Origin of the sequence: Cellulomonas denverensis (genome assembly GCF_012396125.1) — a bacterium.
GTDB classification, from domain to species: domain Bacteria; phylum Actinomycetota; class Actinomycetes; order Actinomycetales; family Cellulomonadaceae; genus Cellulomonas; species Cellulomonas denverensis.
In genome coordinates this window covers 365,761-390,398 of the sequence record NZ_JAAXOX010000004.1, presented here as the reverse complement: position 1 = coordinate 390,398, position 24,638 = coordinate 365,761, and the positions used below count along the sequence as shown (strand labels likewise).

Annotated in this window: 17 protein-coding genes; 8 read left to right on the top strand and 9 right to left on the bottom strand. The window is 74.6% G+C overall.

Translation table 11 applies throughout. From position 1 onward, the window contains the following. The first annotated feature begins 113 nt into the window (after positions 1 to 113). A complete protein-coding gene (locus tag HGA03_RS11030) occupies positions 114 to 1,925 on the top strand; it encodes an ABC transporter transmembrane domain-containing protein (protein ID WP_239073710.1) in 1,812 nt (603 codons plus the stop codon). Then, the gene (locus HGA03_RS11025) at positions 1,906 to 3,648 is read left to right on the top strand and encodes an ABC transporter ATP-binding protein (protein WP_168630299.1); all 1,743 of its coding nucleotides are present in this window, start codon (positions 1,906 to 1,908) and stop codon (positions 3,646 to 3,648) included. The genes HGA03_RS11030 and HGA03_RS11025 overlap by 20 nt, the downstream gene beginning before the upstream one ends. Before the next feature lie 48 nt (positions 3,649 to 3,696). Here the strand turns inward: HGA03_RS11025 and HGA03_RS11020 are convergent, their stop codons facing one another. Next, positions 3,697 to 6,468, bottom strand: a complete 2,772-nt coding sequence (locus HGA03_RS11020) for an alpha-mannosidase (RefSeq protein ID WP_168630298.1) — start codon at positions 6,466 to 6,468, stop codon at positions 3,697 to 3,699. A gap of 90 nt (positions 6,469 to 6,558) precedes the next feature. Here HGA03_RS11020 and HGA03_RS11015 point away from each other — a divergent pair, with 90 nt between their 5' ends. Continuing rightward, positions 6,559 to 8,508: a beta-N-acetylglucosaminidase domain-containing protein gene (locus tag HGA03_RS11015; RefSeq protein WP_168630297.1), complete on the top strand. Its 1,950-nt coding sequence runs from the start codon at positions 6,559 to 6,561 to the stop codon at positions 8,506 to 8,508. Here HGA03_RS11015 and HGA03_RS11010 read toward each other — a convergent pair. From HGA03_RS11010 to HGA03_RS10990, 5 genes are all read right to left on the bottom strand, one after another. Then, positions 8,486 to 8,968 carry a helix-turn-helix domain-containing protein gene (locus HGA03_RS11010; RefSeq protein ID WP_168630296.1) on the bottom strand — a complete coding sequence of 161 codons (483 nt, stop codon included), beginning with the start codon at positions 8,966 to 8,968 and terminating at the stop codon, positions 8,486 to 8,488. The genes HGA03_RS11015 and HGA03_RS11010 overlap by 23 nt on opposite strands. Before the next feature lie 125 nt (positions 8,969 to 9,093). Next, complete coding sequence (locus HGA03_RS11005) at positions 9,094 to 12,135, bottom strand: alpha-mannosidase (RefSeq protein WP_168630295.1); 3,042 nt, start codon at positions 12,133 to 12,135, stop codon at positions 9,094 to 9,096. A 127-nt stretch (positions 12,136 to 12,262) separates the two neighbouring features. Next, the gene (locus HGA03_RS11000) at positions 12,263 to 12,931 is read right to left on the bottom strand and encodes a class II aldolase/adducin family protein (RefSeq protein ID WP_168630294.1); all 669 of its coding nucleotides are present in this window, start codon (positions 12,929 to 12,931) and stop codon (positions 12,263 to 12,265) included. After that, entirely contained in the window at positions 12,928 to 14,205 is a 1,278-nt protein-coding gene (gene otnK, locus HGA03_RS10995) for a 3-oxo-tetronate kinase (protein ID WP_168630293.1), read from the bottom strand. Before otnK ends, HGA03_RS11000 begins: the two co-directional genes overlap by 4 nt. Next, positions 14,202 to 15,020 (bottom strand): DeoR/GlpR family DNA-binding transcription regulator, encoded by an 819-nt coding sequence (locus HGA03_RS10990; protein ID WP_168630292.1) that lies wholly within the window; start codon positions 15,018 to 15,020, stop codon positions 14,202 to 14,204. Before HGA03_RS10990 ends, otnK begins: the two co-directional genes overlap by 4 nt. Positions 15,021 to 15,130: 110 nt before the next feature. Between HGA03_RS10990 and HGA03_RS10985 the strand changes: the two genes are divergently transcribed. From HGA03_RS10985 to HGA03_RS10965, 5 genes are all read left to right on the top strand, one after another. Then, complete coding sequence (locus HGA03_RS10985) at positions 15,131 to 16,024, top strand: hypothetical protein (protein ID WP_239073709.1); 894 nt, start codon at positions 15,131 to 15,133, stop codon at positions 16,022 to 16,024. Then, positions 16,021 to 16,689, top strand: a complete 669-nt coding sequence (locus HGA03_RS10980) for an aspartate/glutamate racemase family protein (RefSeq protein WP_168630291.1) — start codon at positions 16,021 to 16,023, stop codon at positions 16,687 to 16,689. The genes HGA03_RS10985 and HGA03_RS10980 overlap by 4 nt, the downstream gene beginning before the upstream one ends. Before the next feature lie 11 nt (positions 16,690 to 16,700). Then, positions 16,701 to 18,185 carry a sucrose phosphorylase gene (gene gtfA / locus HGA03_RS10975; protein WP_168630290.1) on the top strand — a complete coding sequence of 495 codons (1,485 nt, stop codon included), beginning with the start codon at positions 16,701 to 16,703 and terminating at the stop codon, positions 18,183 to 18,185. 158 nt (positions 18,186 to 18,343) lie between these two features. Next, the gene (locus tag HGA03_RS10970) at positions 18,344 to 19,192 is read left to right on the top strand and encodes a type IV toxin-antitoxin system AbiEi family antitoxin domain-containing protein (protein ID WP_168630289.1); all 849 of its coding nucleotides are present in this window, start codon (positions 18,344 to 18,346) and stop codon (positions 19,190 to 19,192) included. Further along, the gene (locus HGA03_RS10965; RefSeq protein WP_168630288.1) at positions 19,182 to 19,892 is read left to right on the top strand and encodes a nucleotidyl transferase AbiEii/AbiGii toxin family protein; all 711 of its coding nucleotides are present in this window, start codon (positions 19,182 to 19,184) and stop codon (positions 19,890 to 19,892) included. The genes HGA03_RS10970 and HGA03_RS10965 overlap by 11 nt, the downstream gene beginning before the upstream one ends. Positions 19,893 to 19,996: 104 nt before the next feature. Here the strand turns inward: HGA03_RS10965 and HGA03_RS10960 are convergent, their stop codons facing one another. From HGA03_RS10960 to HGA03_RS10950, 3 genes are read right to left on the bottom strand one after another with little or no spacing between them, the layout of a single operon-like run. Further along, entirely contained in the window at positions 19,997 to 22,006 is a 2,010-nt protein-coding gene (locus tag HGA03_RS10960) for a YyaL domain-containing protein (protein ID WP_168630287.1), read from the bottom strand. A 35-nt stretch (positions 22,007 to 22,041) separates the two neighbouring features. Then, on the bottom strand, positions 22,042 to 22,626 hold the full coding sequence (locus tag HGA03_RS10955) for a D-sedoheptulose-7-phosphate isomerase (protein WP_168630286.1): 585 nt from the start codon (positions 22,624 to 22,626) through the stop codon (positions 22,042 to 22,044). Then, on the bottom strand, positions 22,619 to 23,674 hold the full coding sequence (locus HGA03_RS10950; protein ID WP_168630285.1) for an ROK family protein: 1,056 nt from the start codon (positions 23,672 to 23,674) through the stop codon (positions 22,619 to 22,621). The genes HGA03_RS10955 and HGA03_RS10950 overlap by 8 nt, the downstream gene beginning before the upstream one ends. Positions 23,675 to 24,638 lie beyond the last annotated feature (964 nt).

Here is a 24,638-nt window from a genome sequence, read left to right as displayed (position 1 = left end):
GCCACAAAAGTGAGGGATTGGGTATGCCTGTGGTGGATCAGGCGGTCAACTCGGCCGAATTGGGTACGCCCCTCGGCCGGCGCCGGGCACCCGGGGCCCCACCGCTGGGCTCAGTGCCCCGGTTCCTGCTCTGGCAGGCGGGCCGGCAGCCCTGGACCCTGGCCGGCGGCGTGCTGTTCGGCGTGGTGTGGATGCTGTGTCAGGTGGCCTGGCCGTACCTGCTCGGCCGCGCGGTCGACGAGGGCGTGACCGGGCGGGCCGGCGACGTGGTGCGCTGGTGTGCGGCCCTGCTGGCGGTGGCCTGTGTCCAGGCGGCGACCACCACGCTCCGGCACCGGATGGCGGTCACCAACTGGCTGCGGTCCTCGCTCGGGGTGGCCCGGCTGATCGGGCACCACTCCGCGGACACCGGGCACGCGATCACCGCGACCACCGCACAGGGCGAGATCGTGGCGACCGTCTCCGGCGACGCGCTGCGGCTGGGCGAGATGTTCGACGTGGTCGCCCGGCTGGTCGGCGGGGTGGTCGCCTACCTGTGCGTGGCGGTGGTGGTGCTGCTGCGCTCCACGCTGCTCGGCGTCCTGGTGCTGGTCGGCGTGCCGGTGCTGGCCGCCGCGCTGACCGTGCTGATCGGACCGCTGCAACGCCGCCAGCAGGACTACCGACAGGAGACCGGCCTGCTCACCACCCTCGGCGCGGACACCGTGTCCGGTCTGCGGGTGCTGCGCGGGATCGGCGGCGAGGACGCCTTCGTCGACCGGTACGCCCGGCAGTCCCAGCGCGCCCGGGTGGCCGCGGTGGAGGTGGCCCGCACCCAGTCCTGGCTGGACGGGATGCAGGTGCTGCTGCCCGGGATCCTGGTCGCCGCGCTGGTCTGGGCCGGCGCCCGGCTGGTCGCTCAGGGGGTGCTGACCGCCGGCGAGCTGGTCACCGTCTATGGCTATGCCACCTTCCTGGTCATCCCGCTGCGCACCGGGGCGGAGGCCGCGCAGGTGTTCACCCGGGGCGTGGTCGCCACCCGCCGGGTGCTGGCGGTGCTGCGGATCCGGCCCGCGGTGCAGGACCCCGGCGACCCGGTCGAGCCACCGCCGCACGGTTCCCCGCTGGAGGACGTCGCCTCCGGGCTGGTGGTCCGGCCGGGACGGTTCACCGCGGTGGTCGACCCGGACCCGGACGCCGCGGCCGCGGTCGCCACCCGGCTCGGCCGGTTCGACGATGCGGTGCTGCGGGACGCGCCGGTGCTCTGGGGCGGGGTCGATCACCGGTCGGTCCGGGTGCGCGAGGTGCGGCGCCGGATCGTGGTCTCCGACTCCACGCCGCACCTGTTCGCCGGGCCGCTGGTGGACGGGCTGGACGTGCTGGCCGTGCGGGAGCCGGACCGGGCCCGGGCCCACCCCCGGCGCCACCGGGTGGACGCCGCACTGCAGGCGGCCGCCGCCCGGGAGACCGTGGACGCGCTACCGGCCGGACTGGCGGAGTCGGTGGCCGAGCGCGGCCGGACGTTCTCCGGCGGGCAACGGCAACGACTCAGCCTGGCGCGGGCGCTGCTCACCGATGCCGAGGTGCTGGTGCTGATCGAGCCGACCAGCGCGGTGGACGCGCACACCGAGTCGCTGATCGCCTCCGGGGTCCGCCGGGCCCGGGACGGGCGGACCACGGTGGTGGTCACCGCCAGCCCGCTGCTGCTGGACCGGGTGGACGACGTGGCGGTGCTGGACCACGGCCGGCTGGTCGGCGCCGGCACGCACGGCGAGCTGATGCGCCGGGACGACGAGGTCGGCGAGCTGTACCGGTCGGTGGTCGCCCGCACCACCTCCGACGCCGAGCCGGACCCCGGCACCGACCCCAGTGATGCGGAGGCCGGCGGGGTGGATGCGCTGTGGGAACACGACCAGGAGGACCGCGATGCTGCTACCGATCGCTGACGGGGCCACGGTCCGGCGCACCGGCGCCCGCCTGATCCGCGCCCACGCCCGGGAACTGGCCGCGGTGCTGCTGCTGCACGGTGCGGCGGCGGTGTGCGGGCTGGCCGGGCCCTGGCTGCTCGGCCGCCTGGTGGACGCCGCCACCGACGGCACCATCGACACCGGCGCGGTGGACCGGACCGCCGCCGTGCTGCTGGCCGCGCTCGCGGTGCAGGCGGTGACCACCCGGTACGCCCAGCGCGCCGCGATGGTGCTGGGCGAGACCGTGTTCGCCGCGCTGCGCGAGGAGTTCCTGCGCACGGTGGGGCGGCTGCCGCTGTCCACGGTGGAGAGCGCCGGGACCGGCGACCTGCTGGCCCGCACCACCAACGACATCGAGTCGGTGGCCCGCACGGTGCGGTTCGGGGTGCCGCGGATCCTGGTGGCCGGGATGACCGTGCTGCTGACCGTGGTCGCCGCGGTGCTGACCGACCCGCTGCTGGCCTGCGCACTGGCGGTCGGGGTGCCGCTGATCGCGGTGAGCACCCGGCTGTACCTGCGCAAGGCCGGGCCCGGCTACCGGCGGCGGCTGGCGTCCTACGCGCTGCTGTCCGGGGTGATCGCCGAGACGGTCGAGGGTGCCCGGACCATCGAGGCGCTGAACCTGGCCCGGGCCCAGCGCCGGACCATCGACGCGGCGCTGGCCGAACGTCGGGACTCCGAGCGGTACACCCTGCGGCTGCGGTCCTGGTGGTTCCCGTGCACCACGCTCGGCTTCCTGTTGCCGGTGGTGACCGTGGTCGGCTGGGGCGCCTGGCTGGTCGCCTCCGGCCGGGCCACCCCCGGCGCGGTCGCCGCGATCGCGCTGTACGCCATGCAGCTGACCAGCCCGGTGGACGAACTGATCGGCTGGATGGACGAGATCCAGGTCGGCACGACGGCGTTGTCCCGGATCATCGGGGTGGCCGCGGTGCCCTCGGACCGGGTGCCGACCGGCGCCGTCCCGGACTCCGAGGACCTGGTGGTGGACCGGGTGCGCTACGCCTACCGGCCCGGGGTGGACGTGCTGCGGGATGTGTCGCTGCGGCTGCGGGACGGCGAGCGGCTGGCGGTGGTCGGGCCCTCCGGGTCGGGCAAGTCGACCCTGGGCCGGTTGCTGGCCGGGATCAACGGGCCGACCGCCGGGGCGGTGACCGTCGGCGGGGTGCCGCTGGTGGACCTGGAACTGCCCGAGCTGCGCCGGCACGTCGCCCTGGTCACCCAGGAGCACCACGTCTTCGTCGGGACGCTCGCGGAGAACCTGCGGCTGGCGGCCGGCGACGCCACCGACTCGGCGCTGCGGTCCGCGCTGCGGGTGGTCGGGGCGCTCGGCTGGGTGGACGCGATGCCGGACGGGCTGGGCACGGTGGTCGGCTCCGGCGGGGTGGTGCTGACCCCGGCGCAGGCCCAGCAGCTCGCGCTGGCCCGGCTGGTGCTGCTCGACCCGCACACCGTGGTGCTGGACGAGGCCACCTCGCTGCTGGATCCCGGCGCCGCCCGCGACCTGGAGGACGCGCTGTCCGCCATGCTGGCAGGCCGCACCGTGGTGGCGGTGGCGCACCGGCTGCACACCGCGCACGACGCGGACCGGGTGGTGCTGGTCGAGGCCGGTCGGATCGTGGAGCAGGGCTCGCACGACGAGCTGGTCGCCGCCGGTGGGCAGTACGCCGCGCTCTGGCACTCCTGGCACGGCGACCCGCACTGACGACGGAGGGGGACGTCCCGCCCGGGACGTCCCCCTCTGTGGTGCCGGTCAGGCCGGGTCGTCCGCCGAGGGCGCCGCGGTCGGCCGGGGCCGGCCGGTGGCGGCGGGCGGGGTGGCCTGGGTGGGCGTGAGCGCCGACGGTGCGGGCTCCCCGTCGCTCTGCTCGCCGTCCGCGGCTGCCGGGATCTCCGGGGCAGCCGGGGTGCTGCGCAGGTCGGCCGGCTCCTCCGGCAGCGGGCGCTCCACCAGGTCGACCTCGCGCACCGGGGCGGCGGGGTCGGCCGGGACCACGAAGGTCCGCAGCTGGTACGGCCCGAACTCCGCCTGCACCGTGCGGCCGACCAGCGGCAGGTCGATCCGGGCGGTGCCCGGTGCGCCGCGGGTCTCGACCGCCCGCACCACCAGGTCGGTGCCGCTGGTGCCGTCGGTGGCGTCCTCGGTGCCCTTGATCGCGGTGACCATGACCGGACCGGCCTGGTCGGAGGCGAAGGAGCCGGTGCGCGGCAGGTCACCGGCGTGGAAGGACTCCAGCATCGCCCGGACCCGCGAGCCGAGCAGGGCCGCCCGGCGGGTGGGGTCGGCGGCGTGCCGGTCGCCGTCGTGCACCACCAGCTCGTAGGAGAACCGCTGCACGCCCTGGTCCTGGTAGGAGTACACGTCGTCGCCGTCCAGCAGCCGCGGGTCGTGCCAGGCGTACACCGGGCTGCGCACCGCGGTCACCCCGATGCTCGGCTGGTCGCCGGGGGAGACGTCGTAGCCGTGCTTGTCGGTCACCACCACGGTCAGGCCCGCCGGGCGGCCGTCGACGGTGCCGGTCAGGTCGACCCAGCCCTGGCCGGGCTCCTCGGCGCCGTCCACCGGGCGTTCCAGCTCGGCGTAGGGGATCTGGTAGGTCGCCCGCGGGTCGGCCAGCGCGGTCGGGAACCGGAGCTTGAGCAGCCGGGCCGGCTCGCGCCAGTCCAGGGTGACGTCGACCCGCAGCACCGGGCTGTCGTGGTCGAGCAGCAGCTCCTCCACCATCCGGGAGGCGCCCCACTCACGCTCGACCCGGACCCGGGCGCGCAGCGGGCCGGACTCGCGGACCACGATCCGGGTGGTGGTCATCGGGTCGCCGGGCCAGGCGTAGGACACCACCCGGTGGCCCCAGGTGTCGGTCGGGTCGTCGCAGACCTGGGTGTGCGTCGAGCCGTCCACCCCGTGCATCACGTCCAGCCCGGTGCGCTTGTCCCGGTAGGACCGGATCCACCCGGTGCGCGGGTCGAGCTCGATCCGGACCAGGTCGTTCTCCAGCACGGTCTCGGAGACGGTCAGCGGGCCGGGCGCGTGGCTGCTCCACTCCGGGCGGACCGGCTGGGTGGCCATCCGCACCCGGTAGACCCGGTAGCCCAGCGCCGGGACCTCGGCCCGGAACACGATCGCCCCGCGGCCGGTCTGGTTGGTGGTGGCCCGGGACTGGGTGGGCTGGCTGACCACCACCCGGCCCTCGTCGTCGACCACGTGCACCTCGCCCGGGTGCGAGCCGTAGTGCATCTCCACGTCGGTGGACACCGGCCAGGGGTGCGGGTTGAACACCACCATCGGCTGGCTGCCGGTCTCGGTCGGGATGTCGATCTGCCGGGCGAGCACGTTGTGCGCCCGGGTGATGATCCGCTTGGCCACCGCGGTCGCCTCGCCCAGCTGGTCGCGGGCGTCGTCGTAGGCGTGCTCGATCGCCGAGCCGGGCAGCACGTCGTGGAACTGGTTCAGCAGCACCTGCTTCCAGGCGCGCTCCAGGTCCTCGCGCGGGTAGGCCGCACCGTCGTGCATCGCGGCCACCGCGGCCCAGCGCTCGGCGGACAGCAGGGCGTACTGCGCGCGCTGCTCCCAGGACTTGATGCCGGAGTGCGCGGAGTAGCAGCCGGGGGCGTGGTGCTGCAGGTCGTCGGTCCAGACGTTCAGGGACTCCAGGAACTCCGGCCCGCGGGCGTGCACCGAGTCGATGTAGGCCCGCGGCGAGGACATCTGCAGCCGGCCGAAGGAGCCCATCCGGTCGTAGCGGTGGATCGACTCGATGTTCGCGATCGTCGGGCCGCCACCGTGGTTGCCGACGCCGTAGAGCACCATCACGTCGCCCAGGGTCCGGTCCAGGGTGCCGAGCGCCTTGTCCACCTGGCCGTCCACCGACCCCGACGGCGAGCAGTACTCGAACGGGATCCGGTAGCCGAGCACCTCCGAGCCGTCCGGGGCGCGCCAGCGGAACAGCGTCTTCTGCTCCAGTTCGCTCTCGTGCGGGCCGGGGCGCAGGAACAGGTAGGAGTCCAGGCCGTGGCCGCGCAGCACGGTCGGCAGGCTGGCCGCGTGCCCGAACGGGTCGGCGTTCATCCCGACGGTGGCGGGGGTGCCGAACCGGGAGATCAGGTAGCGCTGGCCGTACAGGCCCTGGCGGGCGAAGGACTCGCCCATCGGCATGTTGCAGTCCGGCTCGCACCACCAGCCGCCGACGTTCACCCAGCGGCCCTCCGCGACCCGCGCGGTGATCCGGGCGAACAGCTCCGGGTCCTGCTCCTCGACCCAGTCCAGCAGTGCCATCTGGTCGCAGGTGAACACGAAGTCCGGGTACTCGTCCATCCGGTGGATGGCGGACCAGAACGTCGCGCGGGCCTCCTGGTACGCCTCCTGCCAGGGCCAGAGCCAGACGAGGTCGATGTGCGAGTTCCCGATCATGTGGATGGTCCGGTCCGGGGTGGCGTGCGGGCGGGGGGTCGCGGGGAGGTCCCGGGGCTGGGTGCCGGCCGGGGCGTTCGACATCGGTGCGCCGGTGGTGGGTCGTGGCCTGCTCATGCTGCTCCTCGTGCATCATCGCGCGGGTCGGTCTGGCTCGGCCGATGCTACTCTGCAATCGATCCCATATCGAGCCCGGGAGATCGATCCATGTCGCACACCGCCGTGCCGCAGTCCGCGTCGTCAGCCCTGTCCGCCGGAGTCGTCGAGGGCTTCTACGGCCCGCCCTGGAGTCACGAGGAGCGGTTGTCCCTGCTCGACGCCTTCCCCGGTCTCGGGTTGGACACCTACCTCTACGCCCCGAAGGACGACCCCTGGCACCGGGAACGCTGGCGGGAGCCGTACCCGGCGGACGCGCTGGCCCGGCTGGCCGAGCTGGCCGCCCGGGCCGCCGACCGCGGGGTGCGCTTCGTCTGGTCCATCGCGCCCGGGTTGTCGATGCGCTACGCCGACGACGCCGAGTACGCCAGCCTGGTCCAGAAGGCCGAGCAGGTGTGGACCGCCGGGGTCGCCGACGTCTGGCTGCTGTTCGATGACATCCCGGACCGGCTGTCCGACCCGGCCGACGCCGCGGTGTTCGGCGACGGGCCGCGCGGTGCCGGGCGCGCCCACGGCGAGGTGGCGCGCAGGTTCCGGGACGACTTCCTCACCCCGCACGGCCTGACCCACCCGATGACCGTCTGCCCCACCGACTACGCCGGTTGTGAGCGCTCCGACTACCGCGACGGACTGGCGCGCACGCTGCCCGCGGACGCCCGGGTGATCTGGACCGGCCGGGACGTCGTGGTCGGCGACATCACCCGCGAGGACGTGCTCAGCGCCGCCGAGTCCTACGGTCGCCGGCTGGTGCTGTGGGACAACTTCCCGGTCAACGACTTCGACCGGACCCGGTTGTTCCTCGGCCCGCTGCTCGGACGTCCGGGCACCGTCGCCGATCTGCCGCTGGACGCGATCGTGGCCAACGGGATGATCGAGGCGGTGCCCACCCGGCTGGCGCTGGCGAGCGTCGGCCGGTGGGCGCACGACCCTGCCGGCTACGACCCGGCACAGGCGGCCGCCGAGGCTCTGGCCACCGTCGCGGGGGAGCATGCGGGGTTGGTGGCGCCGGTGGTCCGGGCCTGCTCGTCCTGGCCGCCGTCCGCGCCGCGTGACCCGGAGCTCTCCGCCGCGATGGACCGGGCGCTGGCCGGCGACCCGGACGCCCGGGCGGCCGTCACGGAGCGGATGCGTGGGCTGGCCGCCGGGGAGGCCGGGGCGGTCCGGCACCCGCTGGTGGACGGGCTACGACCGCTGCTGGCCGCCGGGGTGCACGCCGGGGTCGCGGGGCTGGCGGCCTGCCGGGTGCTGGAACGGCCCGAGGACCCGGCGCTGCGGGCTGCGGCCGCGGCGGCGCTGGGCGTGGTGGAGCTGGACTACCCGGATGTGTTCCGGAGCGAGGTGACGGCGTTCGTGCGGGCGGTGCTGAGCGTGCGCGAGGGCGACCCTGGCGACGACGCTGCGCTGGATGAGGAGCGCACCCGCCGCCGGGCGGTGCTGATCGCCGGCGACCAGCCGACCGACGGCGATCGCGCCACCGCCGAGTGGCTGCGCGGGCGCGGCCTGGCCGTCCGGCTCTGCGCGACCTGGACGCCGGGCGACGAGCACGCCGCCGATCTGGTGGTGCTGACCCCGACCGCGACGGCCGAGGCGGCGGCAGCGGTGGCGCAGGCCGCGGTGCCGGTGCTGGCCTACGGACGGTTGCTGACCCTCGGGGTGGCGACCGACAGCGGGGTGCTGCTCGGGCTGGAACGGCTCACGCTCGACGACGGGTCGGCGCCGGTGGTGCACCGTGGGCCGGGCGCGATGACTTGGTGCCAGCCGGTGCCGGACGCCCGGGTGCTGGCCCGCGCGCCGGAGCCGACCATGCACCCGGTGCTGTGCGAACTGGCGGCCGGTGCGGCGGTCGCGGACGGCAGCCCGGCACCGGCGGCACGGACGACGGTGTTCCTGGGCTCGCACGGTGCGGCACGCTGGCTGGTCGGGCCCGAGGGGTGGCGGCTGCTGGATGAGGCGCTGGACCGGGTGCTGGCCGGGCGGCTCAGCCCAGACGCGGGGCGGTGAGCGGGAACCGGGCATCCAGGCGCGGGTCGAGCCAGGTCGCCTTGGCGGACTCGAACAGCATCCGGATGCCGGCCCAGTAGATCCCGGGCACCAGCAGCACCGCCCAGCCGGTCACCCGGGTGACCAGCAGGATCGTCGCGACGATCGAGATGATCACGCCGACCCCGTTGAACAGGTGCTCCCAGCCGTCCTCGACCCGCTTGCGGGCGGCCCGCTGCCCGGCGGTGCGCTCGTCCAGGTCGCGCACCGAGTCCGCGAACCGCTCGTCCTCGACCGAGTCGAACAGCTCGGACACCGTGACGCCCAGGGCGTCGGCGAGCAGGGACAGGGTCTCCAGGGACGCGTCGGCACCGGCCTCCAGGCGCTGGATGGTGCGGACGGCCACGGTGCTGGTCGCGGCGAGCCGCTCCTGGGTCCAACCCCGGGCCCGGCGGAGTTCGGCGATGCGGGTGGTGTTCATGCCGAGGACGGTAGGCGGGATCGCCCCGCGGCCCCACGCCACCGGGTCGCCAGGTACCCGCCACCGACCCGCCACCGGCCCGCCACGTTCGCTGACCTGCACGGACGTGGCGGGCGGGCGGGGCGTCAGGCGCGGCGCAGGCGGAGCGTGACCACCTGGAACGGCGACAGGTCCACCAGGACGGACGCGTCCTCGGCCGTGACGCACGGGGCGAGGGCGGCGATCTCCGGGTCGGGCCGCTCCAGCAGGTCCACCACGTCGGCACCGGCGACCGTGAACCCGGGGCGGACCCGGGCCCGGCCGCGACCGCCGAGCGACTCGTACAGCCGGACCACCACATCGCCGGACCGGTCGTCGGCCAGCTTGACCGCCTCGACCACCGCGCCGCCACCGTCCACGGACACCAGCGGCTGGACCGGGCCGTCGCCGTGCAGCCGGCGGCGGGGCAGGTTGATCCGGTAGCCCTCGCGCACCGCGTCGTCGATGCCCGCCCCGCACACCAGGGCGTAGCGCATCGTGTGCCGGCCCTGGTCGGTCTCCGGGTCGGGGTAGCGCGGCGCCCGGACCAGCGACAGCCGCACCGTGGTCGCCCCGGCCGCACGGGCATCGCCGGGGCCGGGCCGGGTGACGTCGTGGCCGTAGGTGGAGTCGTTCACCACCGCGACGCCGTAGCCGGGTTCGGCGACGTGCAGCCAGCGGTGCGCGCAGATCTCGAACCGGGCGGCGTCCCAGGAGGTGTTGGTGTGGGTGGCCCGGTGCACGTGACCGAACTGGGTCTCCGCGCTGGACCGGTCGGCGTGCAGGGCCAGCGGGAAGGCGACCTTGCACAGCGTCTCGCGCTCGTGCCAGTCGACGTCCAGGGTCAGGTCCACCCGCCGCTCGCCGGCCGCCAGCGTGATCGACTGCCGGTAGGTCGAGTCGCCGTCCACCCGGGTCACCCGGACCACCGGCCGGGCCGGATCGACGGTGTCGACGGTCAGGTCCTGCACCGAGCGCAGGTCCCGCACCCGGTGCCGGTAGAACTCGTCCACATCCCAGGCGTCGAAGCGCACCGGCAGGTCGGGGTGCAGCTGCAGCAGGTTCGCGCTCGACCCGGGCGCCAGCACCTCCCGGTCGGCGACCAGGTCGTGCACCGCGCCGAGCGTGCCGTCCGCGTCGATCCGGACCCGCAGCAGCCCGTTGTCCAGGACCACGGCGCCGTCCTGGTGGGACACCGTGACCGGTGCGGCGACCGGCCCGGCGTCGGCCGCGATGGTCAGTGCCGGAGCGCCGTCCACCTCGTGCGGGGTGGCGTTGGCGACCAGCTCGCGGTCGCCGGTGCCGGCCGCGGCGGCCAGCGCGGTGGCGATCAGTTCCTCCAGCTCGGCCGCCAGCCGGGCGTAGGTCTCCCGGGCCTCCCGGTGCACCCAGGCGATCGACGAGCCGGGCAGGATGTCGTGGAACTGCAGCAGCAGCATCTCCTGCCAGATCCGGTCCAGCTGCTGGTAGGGGTAGTCGAATCCCGATCCGGCCCGGACGGCGGCGGTCGCGGTCCACAGCTCGGCCTCGCGCAGCAGGTGTTCGGTGCGGCGATTGCCCTGCTTCATCGCGAGCTGACTGGTGTAGGTGCCGCGGTGGAACTCCAGGTACATCTCCCCGGACCACACCGGCGCCTGCGGGTACTCCTCCTGCGCGGCGGCGAAAAACTCGGCCGGGGTCTCGATCGCCACCCGCGGCGAACCGGCCAGGTCGGCCACCCGCCGGGCGGTCTCCAGCATCTCCCGGGTCGGGCCGCCGCCCCCGTCGCCGTAGCCGAACGGGAGCAGGCTGCGGTTGGCCGGTCCCGCGTCGGCGAAGTTCGCCACCCCGAAGGCCAGTTGCTCGCCGGACAGTTTGGCGCTGTAGGTCTCCGCCGGCGGGAAGTGGGTGAACACCCGGCTGCCGTCGATCCCCTCCCACCAGAACGTGTGGTGCGGGAACCGGTTGGTGGTGTTCCAGGACATCTTCTGCGACAGGAACCAGCGGAAGCCGGCCAGCCGGGCCAACTGCGGCAGCGCACCGGTGTAGCCGAACGAGTCCGGCAGCCACACCTCGCGCGGCTCGACGCCGAACTCCCGGGCGAAGAACCGCTTGCCCTGCACGAACTGCCGGACCAGCGCCTCACCGCCGGGCAGGTTGGTGTCCGACTCCACCCACATCCCTCCGACCGGCACGAACTGGCCGCTCGCGACCTTCTGGCGGATCCGGTCGAAGACCTGCGGGTGGTGCTGCTGGGTCCAGGCGTACTGCTGCGCCGACGAGCAGGCGAACCGCAGCTCCGGGTAGTCCTCGGCGAGGGCGGTCACATTGGCGAACGTCCGCGCGCACTTGCGGATGGTCTCCCGCACCGGCCACAGCCACGCCGAGTCGATGTGCGCGTGCCCGACCGCCGAGATCCGGTGCGCTCCGGTCACCGCTGGGGCGGCCAGCAGCGGAGCGAGCAGGGCGCGGGCGCGGGCGGCGCAGCCCGGGATGTCCCGCACGTCCAGGTCGTCGACCATCCGCTCCAGGGCGACCCGGATCTGCTCGCGGCGCGGGTCGTTCTCCGGCAGCTGGAGCGCGAGCTCGTGCAGCACCTGGGTGTCGATCGCCAGCGCCTGCACCTCCTCCTCCAGCACGGCGATCTCGGCCCGGGCCAGCCGGTACAGCGGCGTGTCCGGGACGGTGGCCAGGTCGCCGAGGTCGGTGGTCGGGCTGCCGCCGATGGTCGGGTTGGCGGCGGCCTCGACGTACAGGTCCACCTGCTCGCCGCCGGTCGCGCTCGCGGTGATCGGCACGTACAGGTTGCGCGGCTCGATCCCCTTCAGCGGGACGCCGTCCGGGGTGTACACCAGCCCTTCGGCCTCGAACCCTGGGCCGCCGGTGCGGAACCCCAGGTCGACCAGCAGCTCCACCCGGCGACCGGCCAGCTCCGGCGGGACGGTTGCCCGCATCCGGAACCAGCTGGTGGACCACGCCCGGCCCCAGGGCTCGCCCACCGCGGTCGGCACGAACGGCAGCCGGACCGCCTCGGCGAACGGCACCGGCTCACCCGGCAGGTGCGCGACGGTCACCTCCACCGGCGTCCGGTGCGTGTGCACCGCCGGCAGGATGCGCTCGCGCAGGGTCCGGTCGATCCGGGCGGTCAGGTCGGTCAGGTGACGATGCACGGCTCTCCTCCGGCGGGCGCGGATGGCACCCTCCGCACGACTGTGGGCGGGATGTAGGAACGTTGCCACATTACCGACTGCTCCCCGCCGGGCACCATCCCCCGGCAGGCCCGGATCGGGCCGGGGGTCAGCGGGCGCGGAGCGCGGCGACCTGGGCGGCAGTCAGGCGGCGGTGTGGCAGTCCGGCGAGCAGGAGCACGACCTGGGCGGCGGCCTCCAGTTCCTCCGCCAGGTCCACCGCGGCGGCCAGGCTGGTCCCGGCGACCACCGAGCCGTGGTTGGCCAGCAGCAGCGCGGGCGCGGTGGTGGCGAGCGAGCGGACGGACTCGGCCAGGTCGTCGGAGCCGGGCAGGGCGAACGGGGCGACCGGGAGTTCGCCGAGCCGCATCACCTGGTAGGGCGTGATCGCGGGCAGCGGGCCGGTCGCGGTCTCCTGCGGCAGCCGGGCAGGGTCCAGGCAGGAGGCGGCGACGGCGGCGGGGGAGTGCAGGTGCACCACGGCGGTGGCCGTCGGGCGGGCGGCGAGGACGGCGCGGTGCAGCGGCACCTCCTTGGAGGGCACGGGTGCCGACGCCGGGCTGGGGGCGCCCGCCTCGACCGGGACCAGCGCGAGCTCCTCCGGCCGGACCCGGCTGAGGCTGGACCCGGTGGGCGTGACCAGCAGCCAGTCGCCGACGCGCAGGCTGAGGTTGCCGGAGCCGCCGGGGGACAGGCCGCGATCCGCGAGGTGCCGGCAGGCGTCGACCACGGCGAGTCGTGCCGCGGTCACGGCCGGGGGTTCGGCGGGGCCGGTCATGGGCACACCTCCCAGGCGGTGCGGAACAGCTCCGGGTCGCCGAAGTTGCCGGACTTGAGCAGCAGGCGGATCGGCGGGCCCTCGGCCGGGATCATCCACGGCACGCCGGGCGCGGCAGCGGGCCCGACCTGGAGCACGCCGAGGCCGAGGGCACCGACCACCGCACCGGAGGTCTCGCCACCGGCGACCAGCAGCCGCCGGACGCCGAGGTCCTGCACGGCGCGGGCGGCGAGCTGCCCGGCGGCCCGTTCGAGGAGCTGGGCGGCGCGGTCACGGCCGAGCCGGTCCTGGGTGCCGCGCACAGTGTCCGGGTCGGCGGAGGAGGACACCAGGACCGGGCCGGTGCCGTGCCGGTAGTGGTCGGCCAACCGATCGACCAGGTCGTCGACGGTGAGACGTCCCTCGGCCAGGGCCACGGCGTCCAAGTCCAGGCGTGGTCCGTCGAAGTGGGCAATCTGCTCCCGGGTCCGGGCCGAACAGCTGCCGGAGATGATCAGCGCGCGGCTGGTGCCGGGGTCGGCGGCGTGGGTCGGCGGCTCGTTGGTCCGGTCCGGCGTCCACCGGCGGGCCAGGGCGGCGGCGAATCCGGCGGCGCCGCCGAGCAGGACGGGCCGGTCGGTGGGCAGGGCGGCGGCGAGGCGGTCCAGGTCGTCATCGGTGAGCGCGTCCGCCAGGACGTGGGCCGCGCCGGTGTCCAGTAGGTCGGCGAGCGCCCGGGCCGGGTCGGCGGTGTGCAGCACGGCCCAGGGCAGCAGTGCCACCGGGTGGGCGGTCTGGCGGCCGAGCACCCGGATCAGGTCGGGGTCGTGCATCGGGGTGAGCGGGTGGTGCCGGAGCGGGGACTCGGACAGCAGCCGGTCGCCGACGAACAGGTGGCCCTGGTACTGCGTGCGCCCGGCCCGCGGGGTGGCGGGGGTGCCGATCGACGGTGCCGGGCTGCCGTCGCCGACCAGGGTGCGCAGCGCGTCGGCGACCGGTCCGATCGTGCCGTCATCGGTGGAGTCGAAGGTGGAGCAGTACTTCTGGTAGAGCGTGCCCGCCCCGGCGGCCAGCAGGTGCCGGGCGGCCGCGACCGACTCCGCGACCGCGATGTCGGCCGGGGCGGTGCGGGTGCGCAGGGCGACGACGGCACAGTCGCAGGGCGGCAGGCGCAGGCCGGGTTCCGGGACGCCGAGCATCACCACCGCGCGTCCGCCGGCATCGCGCACGGCATCGGCCAGGTCGCAGGCGCCGGTCAGGTCGTCCGCGATCACGCCCAGCCGGGGACCGGTCATGACCGTGCGCTCGCGGTCGCCGGCTGCGGGGCGGCCCGGTCGCCGGTGCCGGCCACCACCACCCGGGGGCAGTGGTCGCGCAGCATGGCGAGCTGGTCGTCGGTGGCCTGATCGTCCACCACCACCGCGTCCGCCTGGTCCAGGCCGAGCACCCGCAGCGGTGCCCGGGCGGCCAGCTTGCGGTGGTCGAGCAGCAGCACGATCCGGTCCGCGACGGCCACCATGGCGCGCTTGGTGTCGGCGTCCCACTCGTCCGCGGAGCAGACGCCGGACGGCCCGGCGGCGGTGGCGGACAGTACCGCGGTGCCGATCGCCAGGTCGGCGAGGGCGGCGCGGGTGCTGGGTCCGGCGAAGGACCGGGTGGCCCGGTGGTAGGTGCCGCCGAGGCCGACCACCTCCAGATCGGGCCGCTCGGTGCAGGCGGCGAGCACCGGCAGCGAGTGCGTGATCACGGTCAGGCCGTCCGGTAGCAGCCGGGCCAGTGCGGCGACCGTGGTGCCGGCGTCCAGGGCGACCACCTCGGCGCCGGCCAGCAGCGGCAGGGCGGCACGGGCGATCGCGTCCTTCTCCCGGGTGGCCTCGCCCCGGCGCAGGTCGAAGGGTGGGGCGGTGCCGGCGTCCACCAGGCTCGCGCCGCCGACCACCCGCCGGGCCAGCCCTTCGGCGGCGAGCTGGCCGAGGTCGCGGCGGATCGTCATCTCGGAGACGCCGAGCTCGGCCGCCGCGGTGCTGGACGAGACGTACCCGGCCTCCCGCAGGCGGCGCAGCAGCTCGTCGCGGCGCTGCGGGGCGGAGGAGTAACGCACGGGAGCCATCCAACGGTCACCGCCTCCGGTTGTCAATCGTCGAACATGATTGACCAGAATGTTCGACATCGGACAAACTGAGTCCGGCAGCGTCGCACACCCAGACCTGGAGGCCCCCCGTGACCAGCTCCGCCCGACCCACCCTGGACGCCATCGCCCGGCCCTCCGGTGCACTCGCCATGGTGGCGATGGACCAGCGGGAGAGCCTGCGCACCATGTTCGACCAGGCCGGTGCCGGCCGGGTCCCCGATGAAACGATGATCGCCTTCAAGCTGGACGTGGCCCGGGCGCTCAGCCCGCTGGCCTCCGGCTTCCTGATCGACCATGTGTACGGCGTCGATGCCGCCGCCGCGCTGCTGCCGCCGTCCTGCGGTCTGATCCTGGCCGCGGACGACCTGGAGCAGGAGCCGGGCGGCCCGGTGCAGGAGACCGGGCTGGACCAGGCGGTCGTCGCGCCCGACGGCGACCTGCACGGTGCGGTCGCGATCAAGCTGCTGGTGATCTGGCGCCGGGACGAGCGCCGCGCACAGCGGGTCGAACTGGCCCGGGAGTTCATCCGCACCGCCGCCGAGCGCGGGGTGCTCTCCGTGCTGGAGCCCGTGGTCCGCGCCACCGAGGCCGAGCTGGCCGCCGGGACCTGGAACCAGGAGGAGGCGATCATCGAGGCCGCCCGCGAACTGTCGCCGATCGGGCCAGACCTGTACAAGGTGCAGGTGCCACTCGGCGGCCGGGCACCCGCGGCCGAGCTGGAGCGGGAGTGCGCGCGGCTGGGCGAGGCGATCACCGGCCCGTGGGTGGTGCTGTCCCAGGGCGTGCAGCCGGAGGACTTCCTCGGTGCGGTCCGGGCGGCCTGCCGGGGCGGGGCCAGCGGGTTCCTGGCCGGGCGGGCGCTGTGGAGCGACGTGGTCGGCCGGCCCGATGTGCCCGCCGCGCTGGCCGAGGTGTCCGTGCCCCGGTTGCAGCGGCTGGTCGACGTGGTGGACGCCGAGGCCAGGCCGTGGACCGCGGCGTGACCGGGACCGTCGGGCTGCTGCACACCGTCCCGGCGCTGGCCGCCCGGTTCGACGCCGATCTCGCGGCCGCGGCGCCCGGGCTGCGGCGGCTGCACGTGGTGGACGGCTGGCTGCTGGAGGCGGCGATCGCCGGGGGTGAGCAGGCGCGGATCGAGGCGGGGGTGGCCGGGCACCTGCGGCACCTGGTCGAGGCCGGGGCGGACGCTGTGCTGGTGACCTGCTCCTCGCTCGGCGACGCCACCGACGCCGCCGCCGGGTCCGTGCCGGTGCCGGTGATCCGGGTGGACGAGGCGATGGCCCGGGAGGCGGTCGCGCTCGCCACCGCACCCGGCGCCCGCGGCCGGATCGCCGTGCTGGCCACGCTGGCGTCGACCCTGGGACCCACCGGGCGGCTGATCGGCCGGACGGTGGGCGCGCACCCGCCGCAGGTGCTGGCCGAGGTGGTGGAGGGTGCCGCGCAGGCCCGCGCCGCCGGGGACACCGCGCTGGCGGACCGGCTGGTCGCGGCGGCGGTGACCCGGGCCGCCGCCGAGGCGGATGTGGTGGTGCTGGCCCAGGCGTCGATGGCGGAGGCCGCGGGTCTGGCGGAGTCGGCGGTGCCGGTACTGACCTCGCCGGCCGGTGGGGTGGCGGATCTGGTACGAACGGTGCGGGGCGGAGCATGAGGAGGACGGGCATGGACCAGGGAGTGCATCTGCTGGCCTACACCGAGCGACTGGGCGGCGACCTGGCCGGGATCCGCGAGCTGCTCGCCGACGGTCCGCTGTCGGTGTTCAGCGGGATCCACCTGCTGCCGTTCTTCGTGCCCTTCGATGGGGCCGACGCCGGCTTCGACCCGGTGGACCACGCCACGGTGGACCCCCGCCTGGGCAGTTGGGCGGACATCCGGGCGCTTGCGGACGCGGGGGTGCAGGTCACCGCGGACCTGATCGTCAACCACGTCTCCGCCGACTCGGCCGAGTTCACCGACTGGCTGGCCCGGGGCGCCGAGTCGCCGTCGGACGGGATGTTCCTCACTTTCGACACCGTGTTCCCGGATGGGGCCCGCGAGGCGGACATCACCTCCTTCTACCGGCCGCGGCTCGGCCTGCCGTTCACCCCCTACCAGCGGGCCGACGGCGAGCGGCGGCTGGTGTGGACCACGTTCATGCCGTCCCAGATCGACCTGGACGTGCACCACCCGGCCGCCCAGGACTACCTGCGCCGCATCCTGCGCACCCTGCACGAGGGCGGGGTGTCCACCGTGCGGCTGGACGCGGTCGGCTACGCGGTGAAGACGCCGGGCACCGACTCGTTCATGACCGAGCACACCCTGGAGTTCGTGCGGGAGATCACCGCGCTGGCCCGGGCCGAAGGGCTGACCGTCCTGGTGGAGGTGCACGCCCACCACACCCAGCAGGCCGCGATCGCCCCGCTGGTCGACCTGGTCTACGACTTCGCCCTGCCGCCGCTGCTGCTGCACGCGCTGGACACCGGCGAGGCCGGCCGGCTCGCACACTGGCTGGACATCCGGCCGGCGAACGCCGTGACCGTGCTCGACACCCACGACGGGATCGGCGTGATCGACGCGGGCCCGTCCGGGCAGCGGCCGGGGCTGCTGGACCAGGCCGAGATGGCCGCGATCTTCGACCGGGCCGCGCAGCTGACCGGCGGACAGTCGGCACAGGCGTCGGCGCAGGTGGCCTGGGCCGCCCTGCCGCACCAGATCAACTCGACGTTCTTCTCCGTGCTCGGCGAGGACGCCACCGCCTACCTGCTGGCCCGGTGCGTGCAGCTGTTCGTGCCCGGGCGGCCGCAGCTCTACTACGTCGGCCTGCTCGCCGGGACCAACGACATGGCCCGGTACGCCGCCACCGGTCAGGGCCGCGAGGTGAACCGGCACGTCTACGACCCGGCCGAGCTGGCCGCGGCGCTCGACGGCGAGGTCACCCGGGCCCAGCTCGGGCTGGTCGGCCTCCGGTCGCGGCACCCGGCGTTCGCCGGGGAGTTCGCCGCCCGGCAGACCGGCCCGTCGCAGCTGGAGCTGACCTGGCGGAACGGGGCCGACACGGCGGTGCTGACCGTCGACGTGGCGGTGCCGGCGTTCACGGTGCAGGTGCAGGACGCCGACGGCTCGGTGCGCCGGTACGACTCGGTGGCCGAGCTGGCGGCGCTGGCCTGACCGTGAGGGTTGTGCGTGCGGCTCGCTGAGCGGTCCCCCCAGGGCACTGCTGTGGGTAACGATGGACGCCATCCGACCTTCCTGGTCGACCGAGCCGTGACCGCGGGGACACCGCGGTCATGCTGCGGATGTTTCACTCGGGGTGTAACGTTCACAGCATGCCTAGGTCTGTCGCGGACGTCCTGGAGCTGGCCGCCGAGCAGTGGGGGATGTTCACCACTGCCCAGGCCGTTCAGCGCAGGATCCCTCGCGCGCGCCTGACCCGGATGGTCGACGACGGACTGCTCGAACGACCGACGCACGGGGTCTACGCGGTCTCGGCCGCCGTCGACGAGTACACACCGATCAGGGCGTCATGGCTGAGTTTGGAGCCGACCCGGATGGCTGCCGAGCGCCTACGGGAGCCCACCGAAGCCGGCGTGGTGAGCCACACCAGTGCGGCCGAGCTACTCCAGCTCGGGGATCTGCCGGCCGATGTTCACGAGTTCACACTCCCGCGCCGCTACCAGGCCTCACGCGAGGGCCTTCGCGTTCACCGCGGCACGGTCCCGGCGCAGGATCTCGTCTTCCTTGCGGGGCTACCGATGACGACCCCGACGCGGACGATCGCCGACCTGATCCTGACCCGGAGGCACGACCCCTCGCATGTGCGCGACCTCGTTGATGCGGCGGCTGCGCGTTCGGACCTCGACCCGGAGCGCCTGCGGGTGCTCGTCGAGCGGCGGCCCCATGGGATGTCCCCGGCGGTCGCCGATGTGTGGCTCTCCAGTGCGATGGCCCATCAGTCCACTCCGGCCCCCGACTTCGCGGGGCAGATCCTGGACCACCTCCGTGGCCTGGAGGTGCTCTCGGAGCTGAACTTGCCACCTATGGGGGCACTGCAGATCAAGAAGCTGATCTCGGAACTGGAGCGCGTGACGACGGCGTACGCGTCCTCGGTAGAGGCGCTGCGAGCTGCGGAGCTGGCCCAGGATCTCCAGCGGAGGGTGGATGGCGATGGCCAGTGACGTCAGCTACCCCTCGGATCGCGCGTTCTGGGCCAGCGTCGGAGTCCGGGCGGGGCGCGAGGCGCGACAGACCGGCGCGAAGAAAGCCGAGATCCTCCGGAGGTTCGTCTACGACCGGCTGCTCGCCAGGGTCTTTCATGGCCCGGACGGTCACTGGGTACTCAAGGGCGGTACCGCACTGCTGATCCGGGTGCACCGCGCCCGCTACAGCAAGGACGTCGACCTGCTCCACGAGATCAACGATCCTGATGCGGCGCATGCCGACCTGTCGGCTCGTCTCAGTATCGACCTCGGGGATCATCTGCGCTTCGAGCTGGGACGGCCGAAGCGAACCTCAGCCTCCGAAGGGCAGCCGGAGGTGACCGGATCCCGGGTCCCGGTGCTCGTGTACTGCGGGGTCAAGAAGGTCGAGCAGTTCCACATCGACCTGATCACCGGCTCGATGATGACCGTCGAGCCGGAGATCGCCGCGCGCTTGTCCGGCATCGACATCGACGGGCTGGCACCGGCCCAGGTCCGCCTCTACCCGATCGTCGACCACATTGCCGACAAGATCGCCGCCACCGAGACGGTCTACGCCTCCGGCCCTTCCAGTCGAGTGCGCGACCTGGTCGACCTCGTCGCTGCGTTCGTGGAACCGGCGATGGCTTCACTGGTGGACGGGAAGCGCTGGGATCCCCAGGAGACTCGTTGGCGGTGACGCGCGCGATCGGACGGTCAGCGGCGACGCGCTGGAGCATCCTGAGCCTGCCGGCACGGGCCAGCCGGGCGTCTTGATGTCAGCGACGGTCCTGGTCAGTACGGCTAGACCGGGTCGGCCAGCAGCACCGGCTGGCGCAGGGCCTGCTCGCAGCCGAGCAGCAGCACCCCCACCGACCAGGCGTGCGACAGCGTGAGCAGCATGCCCTTCGGCTGGAAGCAGGCGGTCTGGTAGTACCGCTCGCTGACCATCCCCCGGTAGGCGTTCATGTCGCCGTCGAACCGGGCGACCATCTGCCGGAAGCAGGCCAGCGCCTCCACCGCGCGCTCGGCGTAGTACGGGTCGCCGGTGGCGGCGGACAGCTCGCCGAGCTCCTGGGTGCAGATCAGCCCGTAGGCGTGCAGGTGCTGGTTGGAGGGGGAGGCGGTGTCGGCGCCGCGGGTGGCGAACCGGTAGCGCTCCAGCATCGTGCCCTCGGCGAACCGGGTGTTGTAGCTGTAGCGGAAGGTGAACATCCAGTCCGCCGCACGCCGGGCCAGGTCCAGCCAGCGCGGCTCCCCGGTGCGGCGGTGCAGCGCCAGGTAGGACATCACCGCGAGGTAGCCGTCCTCCGAGGTGGGCGCCAGGTCGACGTCCTCCGGCGCGCCGTGGATGAACTCCCGGTCGACGAACTGCGCGTAGTGCTCGCCGGCCCGGATCGCGGCGGCCAGGTAGGCGCCGTCCGCACCGCCCGGCCCGTCCCAGCGCTCCGCCTCGGCCAGTGCGGCGACCCAGGTCAGGCCGGCGGCGCCCCGCCAGGACAGCACCTCGCCGGTCACCGCGTGGTGGCCCGAGCCCAGATTGCCGTCGGCGCGCTGCCGGGCGACCACCACGTCCAGGTTCGACCGCAGCGCGCTGACCCAGCCGGGGTGGGCGGCCCGGACGTCGGCGCCCAGTTCGAGCGAGCGGAGCAGGAACAGGCTGGCCTCGGCCAGGGTGCGCGAGTGCAGCAGATCCCGGGTCGGCGACCAGCTCTGCGACCAGCCGTGCTCCCGGTACCAGACGCCCCAGAACGTGCCGGAGGGCGACAGGTGGTCGCAGATGAAGTCGATCACCCGGGCGCCGGCGTCGGCGACCTCGGGCTTGGCCCGGCGGCGGCCGTGCACCAGCATCGCGTGCGCCCACGGGATGCCGCTGACCCAGCCGACGTGCATCGCCTGCCGGTCGACGCTCCGGCCGTCCTGGCCGCTGACCTCGCGGTCGAAGCCGACCGTCTCCAGCAGCACGCCGGGCTCGGCGTAGTGCCAGCGGTGCAGCCCCTCGGCCGCCAGCTCCGCCGCCTGCTCGATGTCCACCCAGGGCGCGAGCGGCGACCCGGCGCGGGTGCGGAGGTGTTCGGCACGCAGCACCGGGGCGTAGCCGTGCCGGTCCGGGCCCAGGGCGTGCACGGAGAACCGCAGCGTGACCCGCTCTCCGGCGTCCCACCGGTGGGTGGTCGTCTCCGCCGGGGCGGGGGTGCCGGAGCCGGTGTAGGAGACCGGGTCCTCCCGGAACGGGAACGTCAGGTGCACGCTGCCCACCCCGGTCGCCGCGTCGTGCGCGAAGCCGAGTCCGGTCATCCCCAGCGGGGTGGTCTCCGGGCCGATCAGCGCCACCCCGCCCGGACCGGCCCAGGCGAACACGGCCGGGGTCGCGGCGCGGTCGGCGCGGAACTCCCAGTGGTCGCTCACCATGCCCTCCGGGTCGCGGGCGCCGACCTCGAACCGGGGGAACCGCCGGTCGCAGTCCTCGGGCCGGTTCTCGCCGTAGAACAGCCCGGGCAGCAGCCACCACGGCGCCTGATCGGCAGCGGGCAGCAGGACCTGCACCCGGATCGACGCCTCGGTGCCGGCGGTGCCGCGGTGCTCGAGGTCCAGCCGCACCTCGATCCGGCCGGTGGGGTCCGGTTCGGCCCAGGTCGCGGTGGCGTGGAACCCCCCGGCCGCACCGGCGAACGTCCCCGGACCGGCCGGCGATCCGGTCACCGGCTCGACCCGGCCGTCCCGGTGCACGATCTGCACGACGTGCGGCACGGCGCCGACCACCGGTCCGGGCGCCGGCGACCCGGCCGGGCGCAGCAGTACTCCGTTGTCCATGCGCGGTCCCGTCTCTCGCTGGTGCGGGTGGGCGGTCAGGCGGTCGGCACCTCGTCGGCGGCCCAGGCGTCCACCATCTCGCTGATCACATGCAACACCAAGGTGTGCATCTCCTGGATCCGGGCGGTGGCGTCCGACGGGACCAGCAGCAGGTGGTCGGCGTGCTCCCGGGCGGGGCCGCCACCGGACCCGGCGAGCAGCAGGGTGGTCGCCCCGGCGGCCCGGGCGGCGGCGAGGGCGCGCACCACGTTCGGCGACCGGCCGCTGGTGGTGAAGGCCACCACCAGGTCACCGGGCTTGGCCAGTGCCTGCACCTGCCGGGCGAAGACGTCGTCGTAGTCGTAGTCGTTGGCGATGCAGGTCATCGTCGTCGGGTCGGTGCTCAGCGTGACGGTGGGCAGCGGCCGGCGGTCGCGCTTGTAGTGCCCGATCAGCTCGCCGGTCAGGTGCTGGGCGTCCGCGGCGCTGCCCCCGTTGCCGAAGGTGTAGACGGTCCCGCCACCGGCGAAGGTGTCCCGGACCAGCACCGCGGCGGCGCGGACCTGCTCGGACAGGCCGGTCATCGACTCGGCGAGGTCGCGGTGGGCGGTGAGCTGGGCGTGCAGCCAGTCCTCAGACATGGGCGGTCTCCGTCGGGGGAGTCGGGGTGGGATCGGAGGGGTGCGCGGCCAGCAGGTCGAGGGCGATCACCCCGGCACCGACGACGCACACCACGTCGCCGAGGCCGGCCAGGGTCACGGTCGCGGCGCGGGCGGCCGGGCCCATCGCCTGGTCGGCGACGATGGCGCGGATCGGGTCGAGCAGCATGGCGCCGGAGCGGGTCACCCCGCCGCCCAGCACCACCAGGTCGGGTTCGAGCACGTTGACCAGGTCGGTGACCGCGCTGCCGAGCAGCTCGGTGGTCTCGTCCCACAGCCGGCGGGCGAGCGGGTCGCCGGCGGCCGCGGCCGTGCTGACGTCGGCGGCGGTCACCGCCGGGAGCGCGGCCAGTGCCGACTCGGGGTGGTCGGCCAGTGCGTCGGCGGCCCGGGCGGCGATCGAGGAGCCCGAGGCGTAGGCCTCCAGGCAGCCCCGGCGCCGGCAGGAGCACTGCCGACCGCCCGGGCGGACCGTGATGTGGCCGAGTTCGCCGCCGTTGCCCGCCGCACCGCGGTGCAGCCGGCCGTCCAGGATGACGCCGCCGCCGACCCCGGTGGAGATGGTCAGGTACACCAGGTGATCGACGCCGCGGCCCACGCCGTACCGGTGCTCGGCGAGCGCGGCGGTGGAGGCATCGTTCTCCAGGGCGAACGGGACGCCGAACTCCTCGGCCGCCATCGGGCCGATCGGCACGTCCACCCAGCCGGGCAGGTGCGGCGGGCACTGCAGCAGTCCGGAGGGCGGATCGAGCGGGCCGCCGCAGGCGATGCCGACCGCGGCGACCGGTCCCAGCCCGGCGGCGGCGATCGCGTCGTGCCCCATCGCGAACAGCCGCGCGATCACGTCCTGCGGTCCCTGATCGCGGTGGGTGGGCCGGATCTGGAGGCCGTGCACCTCGCCGTCGGGGGTGACCACGGCCACCGCGAGTTTGGTGCCGCCGATGTCGAGGGCGAGCACGGGCGCGCCGGGAACCGACTCACCGCCCCGCTCAGCGCGCACGCCGTGGGCGGGCGATGCGTCGGTCGTCATGTACGTCCTCCTGACCCCTGTGGCGTGCGGGGAGCTGCACGTCGACGATCCCGGGCGATGTGAGGCCGTATCTGGGATCGATTCCAGATCAGAGTACGAGTCGGCCCAAGGGAGCGTCAAGTGATCGGGGCTGACCAGCCGGGTGTCGGCGTAGGTAGGGGAGTCGCGCCGCGGGCGCGGAGCTGCACCCGACCTGGGATCGAGTGCAGGGCGCGGGTGTTTCTGCTTCGACGCCGAGAGTGCACGGATGCACGCCTCAGAGGGCGGGAGGCGTGCATTCGTGCAACCTCGGCGAGATGGGGACGGCCGGGCGGTCGGGCGCGGCACGGTTGGGCGGGGCTGGGTCGGGCGCGGCAGGGCTGGGCGCGGCAGGGCTGGGCGCGGCAGGGTTGGGCGCGGCAGGGTTGGGCGCGGCAGGGCTGGGGGCGGCAGGGCTGGGCGGACGGTTCGGACGGGCCGTCCGGGGGCAGGCGCCGCGGGAGGTTCGCGCACCCGCGACGACGCCACCCTCACAGTCGGATCGGGGCGCGGACCGGGTGGGAGTTCACCTCGTGGCGCCGACCTCCACTCGGGCCACGAGCGCCGGCGGGCGGGGTGCGGGGCCGCCGGATCCGGGTATCTGGAGTGTGGCTACCACAACCGTGGATCCGGCTGCGCACACACCCTCACCCTCGCGGCCCGAAGGCCGGGGCGGGGGAGGCGGGTGTGGGGTTCGCCGAGCGGGGGCGGCGGGTGGGCGCGTCCGGGGGTGGCAGCAGGGCAGCCCCGCGGGTGGGCGCGTCCGGGGGTGGCAGCAGGGCAGCCCCGCGGGTGGGTGCCTCCGGAGGTGGCGGCAGGGCAGCCCGGCGGGTGGAGATGGGGACTGGCGCGGGGCGGCTCCGGGTGGCGAAGGGGATGGCCGTGGGAACGCCCCGGCGGGGGATGGCAGCGCGGCGCAGCCGGTGGGAGCCGGTGCGGCGGGGCG

What these genes read in the sequence shown, in the direction of transcription:
- HGA03_RS11015 (WP_168630297.1), top strand. Translation starts at nt 6,559, where the DNA reads ATGTCGCACACCGCCGTGCCGCAGTCCGCGTCGTCAGCCCTGTCCGCC.
- HGA03_RS11000 (WP_168630294.1), bottom strand. Translation starts at nt 12,931, where the DNA reads ATGACCGGCCCCGCCGAACCCCCGGCCGTGACCGCGGCACGACTCGCC.
- HGA03_RS11020 (WP_168630298.1), bottom strand. Translation starts at nt 6,468, where the DNA reads ATGAGCAGGCCACGACCCACCACCGGCGCACCGATGTCGAACGCCCCG.
- gtfA (WP_168630290.1), top strand. Translation starts at nt 16,701, where the DNA reads ATGGACCAGGGAGTGCATCTGCTGGCCTACACCGAGCGACTGGGCGGC.
- HGA03_RS10955 (WP_168630286.1), bottom strand. Translation starts at nt 22,626, where the DNA reads ATGTCTGAGGACTGGCTGCACGCCCAGCTCACCGCCCACCGCGACCTC.
- HGA03_RS10950 (WP_168630285.1), bottom strand. Translation starts at nt 23,674, where the DNA reads ATGACGACCGACGCATCGCCCGCCCACGGCGTGCGCGCTGAGCGGGGC.
- HGA03_RS11025 (WP_168630299.1), top strand. Translation starts at nt 1,906, where the DNA reads ATGCTGCTACCGATCGCTGACGGGGCCACGGTCCGGCGCACCGGCGCC.
- otnK (WP_168630293.1), bottom strand. Translation starts at nt 14,205, where the DNA reads ATGACCGGTCCCCGGCTGGGCGTGATCGCGGACGACCTGACCGGCGCC.
- HGA03_RS10970 (WP_168630289.1), top strand. Translation starts at nt 18,344, where the DNA reads ATGCCTAGGTCTGTCGCGGACGTCCTGGAGCTGGCCGCCGAGCAGTGG.
- HGA03_RS10990 (WP_168630292.1), bottom strand. Translation starts at nt 15,020, where the DNA reads ATGGCTCCCGTGCGTTACTCCTCCGCCCCGCAGCGCCGCGACGAGCTG.
- HGA03_RS10960 (WP_168630287.1), bottom strand. Translation starts at nt 22,006, where the DNA reads ATGGACAACGGAGTACTGCTGCGCCCGGCCGGGTCGCCGGCGCCCGGA.
- HGA03_RS10965 (WP_168630288.1), top strand. Translation starts at nt 19,182, where the DNA reads ATGGCCAGTGACGTCAGCTACCCCTCGGATCGCGCGTTCTGGGCCAGC.
- HGA03_RS11010 (WP_168630296.1), bottom strand. Translation starts at nt 8,968, where the DNA reads ATGAACACCACCCGCATCGCCGAACTCCGCCGGGCCCGGGGTTGGACC.